This is a genomic window from Enterococcus sp. DIV0724b (assembly GCF_050531475.1).
Taxonomy (GTDB): Bacteria; Bacillota; Bacilli; order Lactobacillales; family Enterococcaceae; genus Enterococcus_L; species Enterococcus_L haemoperoxidus.
In genome coordinates, this window is the sequence record NZ_CP172890.1 from 1,184,173 (window position 1) to 1,202,277 (window position 18,105).

An 18,105-nucleotide genomic window follows, 5' to 3' on the forward strand; every position below is an offset into this window, starting at 1 on the left:
TAGATAATAATTGGTAACAATGTTCTACTTCGCTACACCTTGTACTTTTCAACATCAGTTCATACTATTCACTATGTACTTCGTAGCAAGCATTTTTTATTATAAAACTTTTTTGTAATTTGTCCAGTAAATAGAATAAATATGAAAGGGTGAAGTAAAACTGATTTTCAGTTTTACTTCACCCTTTCAAAATAGACTAACTGTTTTTTATTTAGAAAGTAATTTTACTAAAGTGTATTGTTTTTTACCTTTACGAACAATAATGAATTTTCCATCAAAGCTCTGTTCTGCTGTAACGACAAAGTCTAATTCTTTAATACGGTCACCATTGATTGAAATCGCACCATTTGAAATATCTTCTCTTGCTTGACGTTTAGAAGGTTCAATACCAAGTTCGATCAACCAATCTACAAGATTTTGATCAAGTGTTTCTGTTTCAACGGTAGGCATGTTTTTAAAACCTTCTTCAATTTGTTTTGAGGTTAGGTTTTTTACGTTACCAGAAAATAACGCTTCTGAGATTGCTAATGCATCGTTTAAATCTTTTTCACTATGCACGAATTTTGTCATTTCTGCAGCTAGTACGCGTTGTGCCTCACGTAAATGTGGTTCTGTTTGGACTTTAACTTCCAAGGCATCGATTTCTTCTTTTGTTAAGAAGGTAAAGAATTTCAAGTATTTGATTACGTCACGGTCATCTTGGTTTACCCAGAATTGGTAGAATTCATAAGGGGTTGTTTTTTCTGGATCTAACCAAACCGCACCGCCTGCTGTCTTACCAAATTTTGTTCCATCTGCTTTTAACATCAATGGAATCGTTAAACCAAAGGCCTTTGCATCAGCACCTTCTTTTTTACGAATCAAGTCTAGACCAGCTGTGATATTGCCCCATTGATCCGCACCACCGATTTGCATGCGTACGTTGTTATTTTGGAATAAGTGTAAAAAGTCCATCGATTGTAGAATTTGGTAGGTAAATTCTGTAAATGAAATACCAGTTTCTAAACGACTTGCGACGATATCTTTAGCAAGCATTGTGTTGATATTGAAGAATTTACCGAAATCTCTCAAGAAATCTAATAGAGTAAGATCGTGTGTCCAGTCGTAGTTGTTCACTAAAGTCAATGTGTTATCTGTATCTACTGCAAACAATTTTTCCATTTGTTTTGTTAAAGAATCAACGTTGTGCTGAACAGTTTCCATTGTTTGTAACTGACGTTCTGTCGTACGTCCACTTGGATCTCCGATTGTTCCAGTTGCGCCACCGATCAAAATAAAGGGATGATGTCCAAAGGCTTGGAATCTTTTTAGCATCATAAAAGGAATCAAATGCCCGATATGCATACTATCTCCTGTAGGATCAACGCCGCAATATAGTGAAATGCTATTGGATTCAACGTATTCACGCAACCCTTCGCTATCTGTTTGTTGGTTGATGGCACCACGCCATTCTAATTCATCAATAATGTTTGTCATGTCTCTTCTTCCTCTCCTAAATAAAATAAAAAACGCCCCATAGGCTATTAGCCTATGGGACGAACTTCGCCGTGTTACCACCCAAATTGTATATGAAACATCATATACCTCTTAAATCTGTATCGTAGATAGACGCCTACTTACGGTAGGAAACTAAAAGTGTAATTCACAAAAAAATGTATATGCCAACTCTCACTAAATGCTGACTCTCTGAAATAGGGACATTCTTGCTACTTCGCTTTATTAAAGTTTGATATGTTATTTTGTAGCAATTTTACGACAAATAAGTCAACTTGTCAAATACTTCTTTTTTTATTTTATTATTTTTAAATGAGGGGTTTCTCATATAAAGAGACTTCGCTTTAATCTAGGTTTTTTGAAAGTAGAAAGTAACAAGTATAATTTCTAACAATTGCGAACGACCTTTTTACAATTAGCTCTTCTATGTTATTTTTTTCACACAAATACTTTAGTGCGGTGGAGCATTGACGCGCTGTATAAAGTGTATAAATGTTAAATAACAGGTTATTTTTTTAATTCTGCTCTTTTTGACTTGAGGCTTAAAGCTACCTATACTTTGGGAGTGATTTCACATGTGGGAAACAAAAAATAAATTTAATCAGGAGGTCAAATAGAAACATGAATAAGAAATTATCATTATTTGGATTAATTGGAATTACCATGGCCTTTTTCGGAACGGTTCGTAGTGTTCCAACATTGGCATCAACAGGATGGGCACAAATTTTTTATATGTTGATCGCAGCTTGCTGCTTTGCATTACCAATTGCATTGATTTCAGCTGAGTTATCAACTGGTTGGCCAGAAGAAGGCGGACCGCAAGTATGGGTACGTAATGCTTTTGGAGAAAAATGGGGTTTTGTTACGTCATGGTTATTATGGGTACAAATGTTTTTCGGAATGGTAATGGTTGCTTCAACCGTAGGCGTACTGCTAGGTTATGTGATCGACCGTCCAGATTTAGGACACAATAATTTATTTATTTTTATCATGATATTGATTTCTTATTGGGGCATTACGTTGTTGAATTTGAAATTTGATATGGTAAAAATTGCGGGCGACTGGGGCGCTTTGATTGGCGTTTATATTCCTTTTGTGGCTTTAGTTATTTTAGGAATGATGTATATGGCAAAACATGGAATCAATCAGGATAGCTATTTAGGTCACTTTGAAGCAAGCAAGTTGTTACCTGATTTTAGCGACCTTGGTAGCTTACCAACGTTAACAGGAATTATCTTCATTTTTGCTGGAGTAGAAATTTCATCTGTTCATGCAAATAACATTGATAATCCAAAACGTAATTATCCAATTGCAGTTATTGCATCTGTTTTACTATTAGTTGTGTTTAACTTAGCTGCTGGTTTAAGTGTAGCAGATAGTGTACCAGCTGGAAAAATGGAACTTGCTAACATCACACAACCATTTGTGATCATGACACAAGATTTAGGAATTCCAGCGATTTTCAATAATATTATTTCATTGATGATTTTAGTCGGTGTGTTAGTGCAATTGAGTGCTTGGGTGTTAGGTCCAAGTAAATCAATGATCAAAGTAGCAGAAGAAGGAAACTTACCTCCATTCTTCCAAAAACGTAACGCAAAAGGGATTCCAATTGTTTTTGTTATGATCCAAGCAATTGTGATTTCACTTGTATCATTCTTATATGTTGTTGTACCAGATATCAGTGCAGCATTTTTAATCATCACGATTACAACGACGATTCTTTATTGTGTGGTATATCTATTGATTTCACTTTCAGCAATTAAGTTACGTTACAGTATGCCGACAGTAAAGCGTCCCTTTAGATTAGGAAATAAAGGCAATGGTTTGATGTGGTTTGTCTCAGTTTTAGCAATCGTTAGTGTGGTTGTTACAATTCTAGTCAGCTTGATTCCACCTAGCTCTGTTCCTCAAAGCGGACATGTAGCATATATTATTTTCCAAGTGGCGGCTACTGTGATTATGATCGGAATTGCATTAATCATTTATAAGAGAAAGAAACCAGAATGGAAGAAAACAAATAAATAAGAAATAACATTTTCAGCATGAACAATTATGAAACTATTGGAGGAAAATATCATGAAAAATTTCAATACTGATGATACAAATTTAAAAGCTTTATTTCTAGGAGACAAAGGCGAAAACGTTGATCTATTCAAAGAATTATTAAACAAAATGATCGATGAACATGTTGGCTGGAGACAAAATTATATGCCACAAGATTTACCTGTTATTTCTCCACAAGACAGAAGTTCTAAAAGTTTCCAAGAAACAGCGGATAATATGAGAAGTGTCTTCAATGTATTATCTTCACGTTTACGTACAGAATCACTTCCATGGCACTCAGCTGGCCGTTTCTGGGGACATATGAACGCTGAAACATTAATGCCATCAATTATCGCCTATACAACTGCAATGCTTTGGAACGGCAATAACGTGGCTTATGAATCATCACCAGCAACGTCACAAATGGAAGAAGAAGTTGGACTAGAATTTGCGACATTGATGGGTTACGAAGATGGCTGGGGTCATATTGCAGCAGATGGTTCGATCGCTAACTTAGAAGGTTTATGGTATGCCCGTAATATGAAATCATTGCCATGGGCGATTCAAGCTGTTGCACCAGAAATGGTTGCAGGCAAATCTGATTGGGAATTACTAAATATGCCTACATCTGAAGTTTTGGATATCTTAGATCAATTACAAGATAAATTTGATGAAATCAAAGCTAATTCAGCTCGTAGTGGTAAAAACTTAGACAAATTAGGTAAATGGATCGTACCACAAACAAAACACTATTCGTGGTTAAAAGCGGCAGACATTATCGGTATTGGTTTAGACCAAGTAATTGCTGGTGAAGTAAACAGTGAATACCGCATGGATATCGATAAATTAGAAGCACAAATTCGTGATCTAGCAGCCCAAGGAATTCCTACACTTGGAGTTGTTGGTGTGGTCGGCTCAACAGAAGAAGGTCAAGTAGACCGTATTGATCAAATCATTGCTTTACGAGATAAATTAGCCAAAGAAGGCATCTACTTCTACGTGCATGTTGATGCAGCTTACGGCGGTTATGGACGTTCAATCTTCTTAGATGAAAATGATCAATTCATCGAATGGGATAAGATCGAAGAAGTTTATGCAAAACATAACATCTTCCAAGAAAAAAATGATTGGTTGACAAGAGAAGTTTATGAATCATTCAAAGCAATCGAACAAGCTGAATCTGTAACGATCGATCCACATAAAATGGGCTATATTCCATATTCTGCTGGTGGTGTGGTAATTAAAGATATCCGTATGCGTGATGTGATTTCTTACTTTGCAACATATGTATTTGAAAAAGGGGCAGATATTCCAGCGCTATTAGGTGCTTATATTCTTGAAGGATCTAAAGCTGGTGCAACTGCAGCTGCTGTTTGGACTGCCCACAAAGTCTTACCATTAAACGTAACTGGTTATGGTAAATTGATGGGTGCAAGTATTGAAGGAGCCTATCATTTCTATCACTTTATCGATGGGTTAGAATTTAAAGTTGGCAACAAGATAATTGAAATCCATGCTTTAACAAAACCAGACTTTAATATGGTCGACTATGTCTTTAATGAAAAAGGAAATACTGACCTTGTAAAAATGAATAAATTAAATCATGATTTCTACGACTATGCCTCTTATGCAAAAGGTGGTTTATATAACAATGAATTCATTACATCACATACTGATTTTGCTATCGAAGAGTATGGTCATAGTCCATTTGAATTTGTAAACAGTTTGGGTTTCTCTCGCGCTGAATGGGAACGTGCTGATAAAGTAACGATCTTACGTGCAGCCGGTATGTCACCATACATGAATGACAAAGAAGTCTTTGATGACTATGCAGAAAAAATCAAAGAAGCAATTCAAGAAAAATTAGAAGCAATCTACGCTGAGCAATAGCGTTGAATAACTGTAGGTGCGGTAAGGCGACAATACAGCTTTACCGCAGCTGCAGCTTTTCTATAAAAAAATAAATAAGAGGGAATGGTGAAATAGTGAGGGAGAAGTCTCTTGAGCCAACTCTCTATAAAAATGTGAGGAAGCTATATGAAAAAATATAAGGTAAATTTCAACGAAGCAGTTTTCTTATTAATAACATTATTATTGATGATTGGCATAAGTATTATTGGTTTTAGTATTCCTGCTCATGTCGCTATATTGCTTGCAATCGGCTATTTATTGTTATTTGCGGTGTATAAAAAATTTTCTTGGGATTTCGTCCATAATGCGTTGATTGAAGGTGTTACTTCAGGCATTATTCCAATGCTGATTTTTATTTTGATTGGTGCGTTGATCAGTGTTTGGATCGCAGTAGGAACGATTCCCACAATCATGGTTTTAGGTTTCTCTTTCTTATCAGTGAAATTTTTTATTCCAACTGTTTTTATTGTTTGTGGTATTGTAGGTGGAGCTGTGGGAAGTTCGTTTACGACCATTTCAACAATCGGTATTGCTTTTTTAGGAATGGGTAGTTTGATTGGTGTTGATCCAGCATTAACAACAGGAGCCATTGTTTCAGGGGCCTTTTTAGGAAATTCAATTTCTCCACTTTCAGATACAGTGAATTTAGCTGCGGCTATTTCAGAAGTCGATTTATTTGACCATTTAAAAAATACATATAAAACAGCGATCCCAGCTGCAATCCTTTCGTTTGGTTATTTTTTAGTCGTGGGGTTACGTTATGATGGTGCGCTAGATAGTACAAGTATTCATGATATCGTTCAGACATTAAATAACAATTTTACGATTTCTTTTATGGAACTGATTCCGTTAGCACTCTTATTTGTTTGTGCTTGGAAAAAAATCCCAGCGATCCCAACCTTGTTGTTGAGTATTTGCGCATCCCTTATCTTACTGTTTTTTACAAGTACTCATTTTTCTTTTGGTGAGACGGCAGAACTTATCCAAAATGGGTTTGTTTCTCATACAGGAAACACGCAAGTGGATGAACTGCTATCTAGAGGCGGTATTCAAAGCATGATGTGGTCAGTATCGTTAATTATTTTAGCGTTAGCATTAGGCGGATTACTAGTGAAAATGGAAATTATCGATTGCTTACTACAACGCTTTGAAACGGTGATTGATTCTCGTCAAAAATTGATTTTTATCACCATGATGAGTTCGATTGGTATCAATGTCTTAATTGGAGAACAATATCTTTCAATCATTTTACCTGGGAAGTCATTTATTGCTAAATTCAAAGAAAAAAAGGTTCCATTGACAATGTTGTCTAGAGGATTGAATGATGCAGGCTCTGTTGTGAATCCGTTGATTCCTTGGGGTGTGAGTGGCGTGTTCATTTCAGGAACCTTAGGAATTGCCACAATGGATTATTTACCTTATGCAGTATTTTGCTTTGCGTTGCCATTATTGTCATTTTTCCTTACGATTATTGGAAAAAAGAAAACGAAAGAATAAATAAAAAATACAACGTGTTCCTCAAAAGGAATAACGTTGTATTTTTTTGATTCATTTAATCTCCAAACGTTTTAAGTTCTTCACTATATAAAAGATCATCGATTTCTATGATAGTTAAATGATGAGTGATTCCATAAATCACAATAGCATCCCAAGGGTGTTTCGGGTAGAGCTAGGCATAGCCTGTTTTTTTCATCAAAGTATTGATATCTTGTTGCTTCCGTAATACCAGTTTTTTTCAAAACAGCACTTTTGGTCAAATTTTTATCAAGCAACCAACCATTTAAATAATCTTTCAAGCTTTTTTTATTCTATATTTGGTGGGTCGGAGAGTTTTTCAGTAACCGAATGGATCGGTTTGACTTTTAAAATATCTAAAAAGAAAGTAAAAATCGGAATACCAACAATCAATCCCCAAACACCAAATAGTCGTTCACTGATCAGTAAAATAACAAATGTATAAAAAATTGGTAAATCTGTTTTACTCGACATAAATTTAGGATTTAATACATAAGACTCAAATAAATGAACGACAATGATCACCACTAAGATATAGATTACATCATTGATGCCACCTTCTGAATAAGCAATGAAACTTAATGGAATACAGGAAATGATCACACCTGCGACAGGAATCAAGCTTAAAATAAAAATCATGATGGCTAAACTTGGCAATTGATGAAACCCGATCAATGCCAAACAAACCGTTGTGATCCCCGTATTAACAACCGCAATAAAGAATTGAGCTTCCATCACGACACCAAAGGTATTTACAAACTTATCTGCAAAAAAGTAAATATCCTGAAAAAACCAGTCAAAATCACTTTTTAAAAATAACTTAGAAAACTCCGCCATTTGCTTTTTCTCGATCATAAAAAAGAAACTTAAAATGAATGAGAGAATAAAAGAAAGACCGATCGACCCAATATCTTGAACATACCGCAAAAGGATACTTGCACCATTTTGGATTTGAGACATTAAATTGGATTTTTCTAGATAATTATCAATGACCATCAAAAGCTGATTATGATCATCCGTCGGAGTTTGGTAGAAACGGATGACGGAATTATACATTTGAACAGATTGATGAATCAGAACCGGCACATATTTGGTAACGGCCAGATAGACTAAAAAAACGATCAAAGAATAAGTGGCTAAAACCAGTATGAGAGAGGGCACTTTTAAATACTGCTGCACAAATTTCACAAAATGAAGTGCTAAAAACGTAAAGATAAACGTTAATAAAATCATTGTAATCATGCTTCTCGCTAAAAATAAAATAAAAATAACAACAGCTAAAACAAAAAAACGTCTTAAGCGTTCATTTTGAACAAATTTTTCATAAATCGACACAGACTTCGCTCCTTTAATACGTTACTTATTATCTTGTAAGATAACTATAATGCTTTTTTACATTTTTTGATAGCAGTTTTATCGATAATTTTAAAAAAAATAACTTGAGATAGAGTAGTGATGTTTTTAAAAAGAAGTACGTTTATTTTATATGTTATTTTTAACGAAATTATACAAATTGAAATGCATTTGAAAGTAGAATATTTAGCTTTTCCGGTAAAAAAAAATTTTTTATTTCGTTATTCTATTGAAAGCAAGCGCTCTTTTTGTTAAGTTTAAAATACAAAAAGGAGGTTTGAAAATGAAAAGGTTAAAAAAAGTAACGTTATGTATTTTTTTTGTTTCAATTTTGTTCTTTACTGGATGTAGTAGTAAAGCAAACGAAGGGAATCTGGATAAAAAAATCTATGATTTAGAAACAAGTTTCAAAGAAACATATCAATTGTGGGTAGATATGAAAAATATGGGGGAAATTAAGAATAAAGAGTATCCCAAAGATCTCAGAAAAGTAGCGACTGATTTTAAAATTATTGGAGACAAAGTAAAATTAAGCAGTTATCAAAAACTTCTAAATGAAGAAGACAAATTGATTTATGAGACATATCGACAATTATCGCCAGCAATCAAGGAACTAGCTAGAACAATCGAAAAATCAAATTTTGAATTAGCAAAAACACAATATGAAACGATTCTAGAAAAAGAAGAAGGGGTAAAGGAGTAGGCGATGATGAAAAAAGGGTGGAAAAGAAAAGGGATCACGTTGTTTGTTGCTGGAGTACAAGTTTTAGGATTGTTTCCATGGGGAGCGATTCAAAGTTTTGCACAAGAAAATGAAAAAGCAGAAACTGTTGGCTCAAGTGAAGTAATTGCTACACAGGAAAAAGTAAAAAAAGAAGAGCTTGATCAACAAACACAGCAAAAACTCAAAGAAGCTGACGAGAGTATTCAGAAAGAAAAAAAAGCGACTAAAGAAGCTGACGACAAAATAGAACCAACTCTAGAAGTTGCGCCGCAATTGAAATCAGCATTTGAAGCAGAAGAAAAAAGTATGTTGGCATCAGTCAAAGATGACATGGTTAAAAAAGGACTGACAGAAGTGTTAGCCGATCGTTCTGAGACAACCAAAACTTTTGTTCATCCTGAAACTGGTGTGGGAGAAACTGTTGTCTTTACAGAACCCATCCATTATGAACAAGAGAAGGACAACTGGCAGGAATTTAATGGTACTTTTGAAGAGGGAAAAGACATTTATACAGCAAAAGAGCAGATCGAAGTCCAAGTACCTAATGAAGTGACTGAAGAAGAAGTGCCTACAGTCAAGGTTGGTGAGTCAAAAGTAGGAATCGGTTTACCAGACGATAAATACGAAGTTCAAGCAGTTAAAGACGACAAAGTATTATTAGCTGCGGAAAATGATTTGGAGCCTGTAGAAATTTCGTATCAGCCAACTGGAGTCAAAGTCAGTCAATATATTTCTGAAGAAACCGATCTGACGAGCGTTAAATTTAGGTTAAAACTACCTGATACCCTGCAAGCAAAAGAAGAAAAAGATCTGGGGATCATTGGTCTTTATGAAGGTGAGAAACTTGTCAGTGCAGTTCCTACACCAACGATTGAAACAATAACAGGTGATTTTATTTCAACTGCAGAGGCTGATTTTGACAGTAAAACGAATACCTTGACGCTAAAAGCTCTTGATAAAGAAAAAAGTCAAAACTTAAAATCGGCACGTGTTAATGTCCAATTTGTCCAAGCAAAAATCGAGCAAGGAATTGAAGCGACTAGTATTCGTCAGTATGATGACAAAATGAATTATTGGTTCCAAGATTATATGTATATCGGCTATGATGATGGCTATAACGGAACACTAGGTGCTGCTCATTTTGTCACGTATGGTTTGATTAAGATCCCTGATGCAGAATTGAAAAAAATTGGCAAAGGTAGAGAAATTGAATCAGCAAACCTTTCATTATTTAGAACAGGAGCACCTGGTTTTTGGGGAGATCGTGCAAAAGATGGCAGTGGAAAGGTAGTCAATCGCCATTTTGAAGTTCATGGCTTAACTAAAGACATCGGAGCCTTTTCTAAAGCTACGTATAAAGGGTTTAGCGATGCAAAATTTCCTTATGGACCACCTGCTAATGAGGCAGGCAAAGAAACCATGATTGGTGGCATTGATCCAAATAACCGTAGAGTTAATTTTGATATCACTCATTTGGCAAACGATTGGATCAATGGCGGCAGTAATTTCGGGATGATCATTAAAACGAATAAAGTCACGTCACATGAATTGCCTTATTCTACCGCTGAAGTTTTTGCTGCACCAAAAGGCGGCGTGACCACTGCCTCTCCTTATTTAGTGATCAAGCATCGTGAACGACCGCCAATTGATAAAAACATGCCGCTTAAAGACACGACCTTGAAACTACGTCCGTTTGTCAGTTCTGATAATGACGGCTTAGTTCAGTTTCAAGCATTAGGGATGGATGGTATCGGTCGACCAGATACTAAGATAAATTATCGTGTGCTTGATACAAGTGATAAAAATAAAGTGACCTTCTCAGGAACAGATCCATCGATAGGGCGAGATTATATCTTTCCTAATTACCCAAAACTATTTGAACACGCTAATCGTTATTTAGAACTTTCCAGCAATTGGCAAACCAATACATTATTGACCAGCTCGTTGAAAGAAAATCATCTTTACAAAGTGGAAGCCACGATCACGCATGGAACGGAAGAATCAAAGCAAACCTATGATCAGTTCCAACTATACAAAGTGACCAGTCAAGATACATTACCACGTCTCTTAAAATTCTACGGCTTAGAAAAACAACGAGCAACATTTATGCGGGATAATAACATGAAAGATGAATTATTGACCCAAGGAAATACTGTATTTATTCGAAATCCAAAGAAAAATCAAGGAAAAGCGTATCAGTCACAACCACTTTCTAAGGCCGATAAAATCCGCTTAGATGCATTATCTGTTGGTCGAGGGAAACATTGTAAATACGGTTTTGAACCAATCAACATTGGGAGTGGAAATTTAATTTATGAAATGACGGATAGTGTTTGGTATGATTTCGAAGAAGAGCAACTTTTTGCTAGAACCTATAATTCTAAAGGCGGCGGCATGGATAGCCCGGTCGGCAGAAACTGGACACTAAATCAATACTTGACCTTAAATCAATTAGAAGACAAATCAATGATGCTCACAAAAGAAGATGGCGGTAAAATCTTTTTCGATCGTGGGAAAGATGGTCGCTATCAAGTATCCGATGATTCGCCCTATACGTTGACGAAAAAAATCAAAGATGAAAAACGCAGTTTCGAATTAACGAATACGGAACAAAAGTTGACCTATCTATTCGATGCAACAGGTCAAATAAGAAAAATTACCAATGCTTATGGTCAAACCAAAGAATATAGCTACGAAGAAGAAACTGGATTTCTAAAATCAATCAAACAATTTAACGGCGGCAAAGTTTTATTTGACTGGGACGATAATGGGCACATAAAAAAAGCCACTTTCCCAGATCAGACGACGAACATCTATGAATATGATGCAAAAGGAAACTTAACAAAAGTGATCGATGCGTTAGGGAAAAAAATAGTCTATACGTACAATGATAATCACTTTATGACCTCGTATTCTGATGACGAAGGAACATTACTTTATCAAAATAAATTTGATAAGGAAGGCCGTGTTATCGAACAAACAGATGCCAAAGACAATAATGTTACGATCACGTATGAAAAAAATAAAACGACGACCATCGACGGCAATGGAAACAAAGAAATCACTACCTATAATGATCATTTCCAACCAACAAAGATTGAATACGCTGATGGTAAAAGCGAAACCAAACGCTATAATGACCGCTACCAGCTGATCGAGGAAATTGATCGAGCAGGCAATAAAACAACCTATGAAAATGACGCAAATGGCAATGTGACTAAAACGATTTTTCCAGATGGGAGTACAGAAGTCAGCTTGTACAATGCTAGTAACCAATTGACAGAGCAAACGGATCGTTTAGGAAAGAAAACCAGTTATCATTACAATGAACAAGGAAAATTACTACAAACCACACGTCCAGATGGAAAAACGATCACCTATTCTTATGATGAACAAGGAAAAGTGACGAGTAAGACCGATGCGGATGGAACCACAGAAAATTATACGTATCATGCTGGTAATTTAACATCGATCAGTGATGCTCATGGAGCAAAAACTGGGTATGAATATGATGCAAAAGGCTTGATCACCAAAGAATTTGATGCAGCTGGAAATGCTAAAACGTTTAAACGAAATAAACGTGGTGAGCTGATTGAAGAAACAGATTTCAATGGGAATAAAAAGACCTATTCCTATAGTCCAGAAGGATACTTACTGTCAGAAACCGATTTTAACGGAAATCAGACAAGTTTTACGTATGATAAATTAGGCAGAAAAATTGCTGAGATCAATCCTGCAGGCGGGAAAAAAACATTTGAGTATGATGCAAATGGAAATATAACTAAGGAAACAGATTATCTGGGGAATGCGAAAACATTTACTTATAATGAATTAAACCAAGTAATTGAAGAAAAAACAGCTACAGGTTCAATTACACGTTATACCTTAAATGCCCTAGGTGATCCTTTAACTGAGACAGTCAATGATAAGAAAAAAACGACCTATGCTTACGATAAAAATCAAAATCTAATCAAAAAAGTCGATGCATTAAAACAAGAAACAACGTATGAATATGACCAAAAAAATCAACGGATCAAAGAAACATATCCAGATCAAACGACGATTCTCTATGAATACGATGAGTTGGGAAATATAACGGCTAAAACCGATCGTAATGGACTGAAAACCACCTATTCTTATAACGAGAAAAGTCAATTGCTAAAGGAATTATCAGGTGATCGTGAAACCAAGTATACCTATGATTCAAGAGGCAACAAAACAACAGAAATCGATCCTGAAAATAACCAGCGTTCGTTTGGTTTCAATCCGCTAGGCTATCTTTCAGAGCAAACCGATGCTGCTGGAAATAAAACAGTCTATGAAACCGACAATCAAGGGAATGTGACGAAAATCACGGACCCAGATGGTAACGTGTTAACCTACACGTACGATGGGGAAGGGAACGTTCTTTCACAAACCGATGCGTTGGGAAATAAGAAGCTATCCACTTATAATTCGTTGAATCAGCTAGCGACAACAGTTGAACCAACGGGGGATATTATCCAATATCATTATGATGCCAATAGTAATTTAGTTGAAAAAATCGATGCATTAGGCAATAAGACAACCTATAGCTATACGAAAGATAATCAATTACAAGCATCAACTGATCCATTGGGGCAAATAACGCAGCTCTCTTACGATGCCAGCGGAAATTTAGTTTCGTTTGAAGATGCAATCGGTCGAAAAACAGCGTATTCCTATGACTTATTAAATCAATTAACAAAAGAAGTAACGCCAGGAAACGTGACGATCAATTATAGCTATGATGTTCTTGGTCAGCGTATCAAGCAATCCGACAGCAATGGTAAAAGTGAAAGCTACACCTATGATAAAAATGGTCAGATGCTTACAGCGACGGATGAACAAAAACGAAAAATTTCCTATGAATACAATCTTTTTGGAGAAAAAATTGCCGAAACTGATGCGGCAGGCAATAAAACAAGCTATGCATACAATAAGCTAGGACAGCAAACGAAAATCACTCACCCACAAGAAACCAGTCAAACGTTAACTTACGATGGCTTAGGACATGTTTTGGAAGAAGTGATGCCAAATGGCGGGAAATATGCCTATAGCTATGATAAACGCGGAAATTTAATCAAAGAAACCAATCCATTAGGCCAAACACAACGTTATGCCTATAACAAAAACAGTCAACTAGTGCAATCAACAACCGCTAAAAATGAGGTTACGACCTATAGCTATGACAAAAATAATCGCTTGATCGAAACCAAAGATCCTCTAGGAAATAGTCAAAAAATCAAGTATGATGCCAATGGCAATGTCATAACAGAAATCGATGCTGAAGGAAATCAAACAACTTATGCCTATGATGGTAATAATCAGCTGATCCAAACAATCAATGCTAAAAAATTCCAACAAACAGTAAGCTATGATCCAGTTGGACGGAAAATTGCTGAAACAGATTTCAAGGGCAACAAAACAAGTTATGAGTATAATGCCAATGACCAACTATTAAAAAAAACAGAACCAAATAAACGCATCACAACCTATGAATATGATGCACACGGAAATCTTTCAAAAATCACAGATCCTAAAAAAGCCGTGACAGAAATGACCTATACTTCTGATGGTCAACTTGCTTCTGAAACAAATGCCAAAGGCTACAAACGCTTGTATGAGTATGACGCTTACCGCAATTTACTTGCTGTAAAAGACAACGTTAGAAAAGAACCACTTGAAACGTATCGTTATAATCACTATCAACAGCGCATAGCAGAAACGAATGCAGCAGGCAAAAAAACGACTTACGACTACAATAAATTTGGACAGCTCACAAAAATGACTTATCCTAATAAAACGAGTGTTGCCTACAGTTATGATTTACTAGATCGAGTTTCTGAAATGACAGATATTCGTGGTAATAAAACGAAAACAGAATACGATGAAAATGGTCAAGTGACCCGTTTTATCGCACCTGGCGAACAAGTTTCTACCTACGAATATGACAGTAATGGAAATGTGACCAAAGAACAAGATCCAATGGCCTTTACTTCTAGTTACACGTACAACAAATTAAATCAAGTAGCAGAAGAAACCGATGAACTTGGGCATAAAACAACCTATGCTTATGATCAATTACAGCAAGTCGCAAAAATCACAGATCCTAGAAACCATCAAATGGCAATGGACTACGATGGTAACGGGAATTTAGTGAAAGAAACGGATGCAAAGGGCAAAGAAAAACATTTTGGCTATGACGCAAACGATCAACTGACTAGCGTCAAAAATCGCTTAGGAAAAACAACTAATTATACCTACGATCTTCAAAGCAATTTGACCAGTGTCAAAGATGCGCTTGGTAATCAGACTACCTTCAACTATTCGCCAACAGGTGAGTTGGACAGTGTTCTTTCAGCCAATGGAAAAAAAGAAAGTTACGAGTATACGTTAGATGGACAATTAGCGCAAACAACTACACCAAAAGAAGAGACGATTCAATACAAGTACGATGAAATGAATCAGCTTGTCGAAAAAGTCACCAAAAATGCCAACTTCACATATACCTTTACGGATGAAGAAAAAATGAAAAGTGCGGCTTATGAAACAACGGAACCAACTGTAGCAATCGACAATGAAGCGTTGAAGCAAGCTGTGCCAACCAAAGGCGAGGTGACATTTGAATACAATCAATACGGAGATTTGACGAAGGCAACGGATGAAAAAGGTGAAAACTTAACATACGGCTATGATGCTTTAGGACGCAAGACTAGCGTGACCTACCCAAGCGAACGAAAAATCACGTATGAATACGATAAGAAAAATCAACTAACCGTTGTAGCAGATGGTGATCAAAAAACGGTATACGAACACGACGGAGCAGGTCAAGTCAAAAAAATCAGCTATCCAAATGGCACAATCACACAATATGACTATTTAGCTACAGGAGAAATCAGCTCAGCTGAAACCTTAGAAGCAAATGGAAAATCATTAGCCAAAATGACCTATGCGTACGACGAAAATGACAATCTTCAAAAAGAAACGATTCAATACCCGAAATTAACACTTGAAAAAACGTATGAGTATGATGCGGAAGATCAACTGACGAAAGTCATCGAAGTCGAAGGCAAGAAAAAGACTGAAATCGAGTACTATTACGATGATGCTGGTAATCGAATTACCTATTCAGAAAAGGTCAATGACAAAGAGAAAACCTTCTATGAATACAAAGTCAATAATATGAATCAAGTCACCGAAATCACGAGTGAAAAAGGCGCTAAATTTGAATATGATGCCAATGGCAATGTCTCCAAAAAGATTGCCATGACCGGTGAAGTGACCACGTATCTCTATGATGTAGAAGATCGCTTGATTCAAGAAACAAGCAGTAACGGTGTTTATACCCTTTATGGATACGATGCACTAGGTAATCGTGTGATCAAAGGGACGGCAACCGAACACGGGCGCCGGATCAAAACCGATCTAAAGGCTTGGATGAAACAAACCGATCGTACCGCCCAATTAGCTCTAAACAACCAAGATGTTACCTTACATGAAATCTTGACTGCTGTAGCGAAACAGCCAACCATGGCCGATCGCTTACGCTGTTTACCAAAAGATCGTCCGTGGCGCAAAGATCATGATAAACCAAGAAAAACCGTTGAAACGGAGAAACTAAAAAAAGAACTGGATAAAAACCATTCGATCAAAATCGTTACGTCATTGAATGAATATAATCAAGAACACACGAGTCCAGCGAAGCTCACGCAAGAAACCTATGATAAGAAAGTCAAAACGACCCAAAGACAAGAATTTACCTTTGGTGAAGAAACCGATATCGTAGGAGACCAAGAAGATCAATACCATCGTGATGGTTATAGCAGTATTGGTACGATCACGAATCGACAAAGCGCTGAATTAATCACCAATACCTTGTATAATGAATATGGGGAAGCCGCCTTGCGTTTAGAAAACGAGTACGGCTACCGCAGTGAATACCATGATCAGTCGAATCGGATCCATTTACGTGCTAGAGAATACAGCACCACAACAGGACGTTTCCTACAAGAAGATACCTGGTATGGAAAAGTAGAACAACCTCAAAGTCAGAACCGCTATATCTATGTAGAAAACAACCCGCAGAAATACCGTGATCGCAGCGGAAATGCTGGTTGGTGGTCTAAGGCATGGAATAGTGTGAAGAAAACTGCCAAAAAAGTTTGGAATGGCGCCAAACAAGTAGCGAAAAAAGTCTGGAACGGTGTTAAGAAGGTAGCAAGTGCTGTTTGGAATGGCGCAAAAGCTGTCTGGAATGCTGTTGTACCATCCTCACCTCGTGCTTCAAGTTCATGGGGAGGAATTGCATCTGGTGTTCGTTACGTGGGGAATTATGTTGGAAGAACGTATTACCCACAACGTAGTTATGTCGGTGTCAATTATATCCGAGGAAGAAATGGACAGCCTGTTGGTTATCAGACGTATAGTCAGGCGCTGTATTATCAAAGTGCGGCTTATCGCTATCAAGTACAGGTAGCTAGAGCACAAGCGACACGAGCAGCAGCTACAGTTCGAATCAAGAAAGTATGCGATACGGCGGATAAGAAATGGGTAGGTAAGAATAAAGGGCTGGTTGTAGGAGCCGCATTTGTGATTCCAATACCAAGAGTCCCGGTAGTCCCACCTGTAACGACGATACCTAAACCAGATCTAGATACTGGAAACTTCTCATTCCCATCTTTACCAAAAGTCCCAAGTGCACAAGACCTTGCTAATGGGATAGTTGGCTGGTTTATTGGGGATTATATTCAGAAAATAGCAAAAAATAGAGATTTAGATACTGGAAAGTGGGCTAAAGGTTCATATAAAACTGAAAAAGATTCTTTAGAAGATCATTTTGATAGACATGGAGAAGAAGTTGGGGCAAAGACTGTTGAAGAATATCTGAGAAAAGCAGAAGAATTTGCAAGAACAGCTAAAAAAGGTGTTCAAGGGAAACCCGTTAAAGGAGATACGCCGGGAGTTAAAAGGTATAGAAAAAATGGTAAGTATATAGATTTGGCACCAGATGGTTCCGTTATTTCATTTGGAAAATAACTATA

7 protein-coding genes and 1 other annotated feature are annotated in these 18,105 nt (G+C 36.6%); of the genes, 5 read left to right on the forward strand and 2 right to left on the reverse strand.

The annotated features are described in order from the left end of the window. Window positions 1-207 precede the first annotated feature (207 nt). Window positions 208-1,476, reverse strand: a complete 1,269-nt coding sequence (gene tyrS / locus IGJ02_RS05535; RefSeq protein ID WP_430603530.1) for a tyrosine--tRNA ligase — start codon at window positions 1,474-1,476, stop codon at window positions 208-210. Window positions 1,477-1,528: 52 nt separating this feature from the next. Next, window positions 1,529-1,732, reverse strand: a binding site (T-box leader). Window positions 1,733-2,115: 383 nt separating this feature from the next. Between tyrS and tyrP the strand changes: the two genes are divergently transcribed. From tyrP to nhaC, 3 genes are all read left to right on the forward strand, one after another. Next, window positions 2,116-3,522, forward strand: coding sequence for a tyrosine-tyramine antiporter (tyrP, locus tag IGJ02_RS05540; protein ID WP_430603531.1), 1,407 nt, complete (start codon window positions 2,116-2,118; stop codon window positions 3,520-3,522). 51 nt (window positions 3,523-3,573) lie between these two features. Further along, window positions 3,574-5,430, forward strand: coding sequence for a tyrosine decarboxylase (gene tdc / locus IGJ02_RS05545; protein ID WP_430603533.1), 1,857 nt, complete (start codon window positions 3,574-3,576; stop codon window positions 5,428-5,430). 147 nt (window positions 5,431-5,577) lie between these two features. Beyond that, window positions 5,578-6,948, forward strand: a complete 1,371-nt coding sequence (gene nhaC / locus IGJ02_RS05550; protein ID WP_430603535.1) for a Na+/H+ antiporter NhaC — start codon at window positions 5,578-5,580, stop codon at window positions 6,946-6,948. Between the two features lie 306 nt (window positions 6,949-7,254). Here nhaC and IGJ02_RS05555 read toward each other — a convergent pair whose 3' ends face one another. Beyond that, the gene (locus tag IGJ02_RS05555) at window positions 7,255-8,301 is read right to left on the reverse strand and encodes an AI-2E family transporter (protein WP_430603537.1); all 1,047 of its coding nucleotides are present in this window, start codon (window positions 8,299-8,301) and stop codon (window positions 7,255-7,257) included. Between the two features lie 301 nt (window positions 8,302-8,602). On the opposite strand from IGJ02_RS05555, the gene IGJ02_RS05560 reads away from it, so the two are divergent. Next, window positions 8,603-9,022, forward strand: a complete 420-nt coding sequence (locus tag IGJ02_RS05560; protein WP_430603539.1) for a hypothetical protein — start codon at window positions 8,603-8,605, stop codon at window positions 9,020-9,022. A gap of 6 nt (window positions 9,023-9,028) precedes the next feature. Next, window positions 9,029-18,100 carry an RHS repeat-associated core domain-containing protein gene (locus IGJ02_RS05565; RefSeq protein ID WP_430603540.1) on the forward strand — a complete coding sequence of 3,024 codons (9,072 nt, stop codon included), beginning with the start codon at window positions 9,029-9,031 and terminating at the stop codon, window positions 18,098-18,100. Window positions 18,101-18,105: the final 5 nt, after the last annotated feature.

What these genes read in the sequence shown, in the direction of transcription:
- IGJ02_RS05560 (WP_430603539.1), top strand. Translation starts at nt 8,603, where the DNA reads ATGAAAAGGTTAAAAAAAGTAACGTTATGTATTTTTTTTGTTTCAATT.
- tdc (WP_430603533.1), top strand. Translation starts at nt 3,574, where the DNA reads ATGAAAAATTTCAATACTGATGATACAAATTTAAAAGCTTTATTTCTA.
- tyrP (WP_430603531.1), top strand. Translation starts at nt 2,116, where the DNA reads ATGAATAAGAAATTATCATTATTTGGATTAATTGGAATTACCATGGCC.
- IGJ02_RS05565 (WP_430603540.1), top strand. Translation starts at nt 9,029, where the DNA reads ATGAAAAAAGGGTGGAAAAGAAAAGGGATCACGTTGTTTGTTGCTGGA.
- nhaC (WP_430603535.1), top strand. Translation starts at nt 5,578, where the DNA reads ATGAAAAAATATAAGGTAAATTTCAACGAAGCAGTTTTCTTATTAATA.
- tyrS (WP_430603530.1), bottom strand. Translation starts at nt 1,476, where the DNA reads ATGACAAACATTATTGATGAATTAGAATGGCGTGGTGCCATCAACCAA.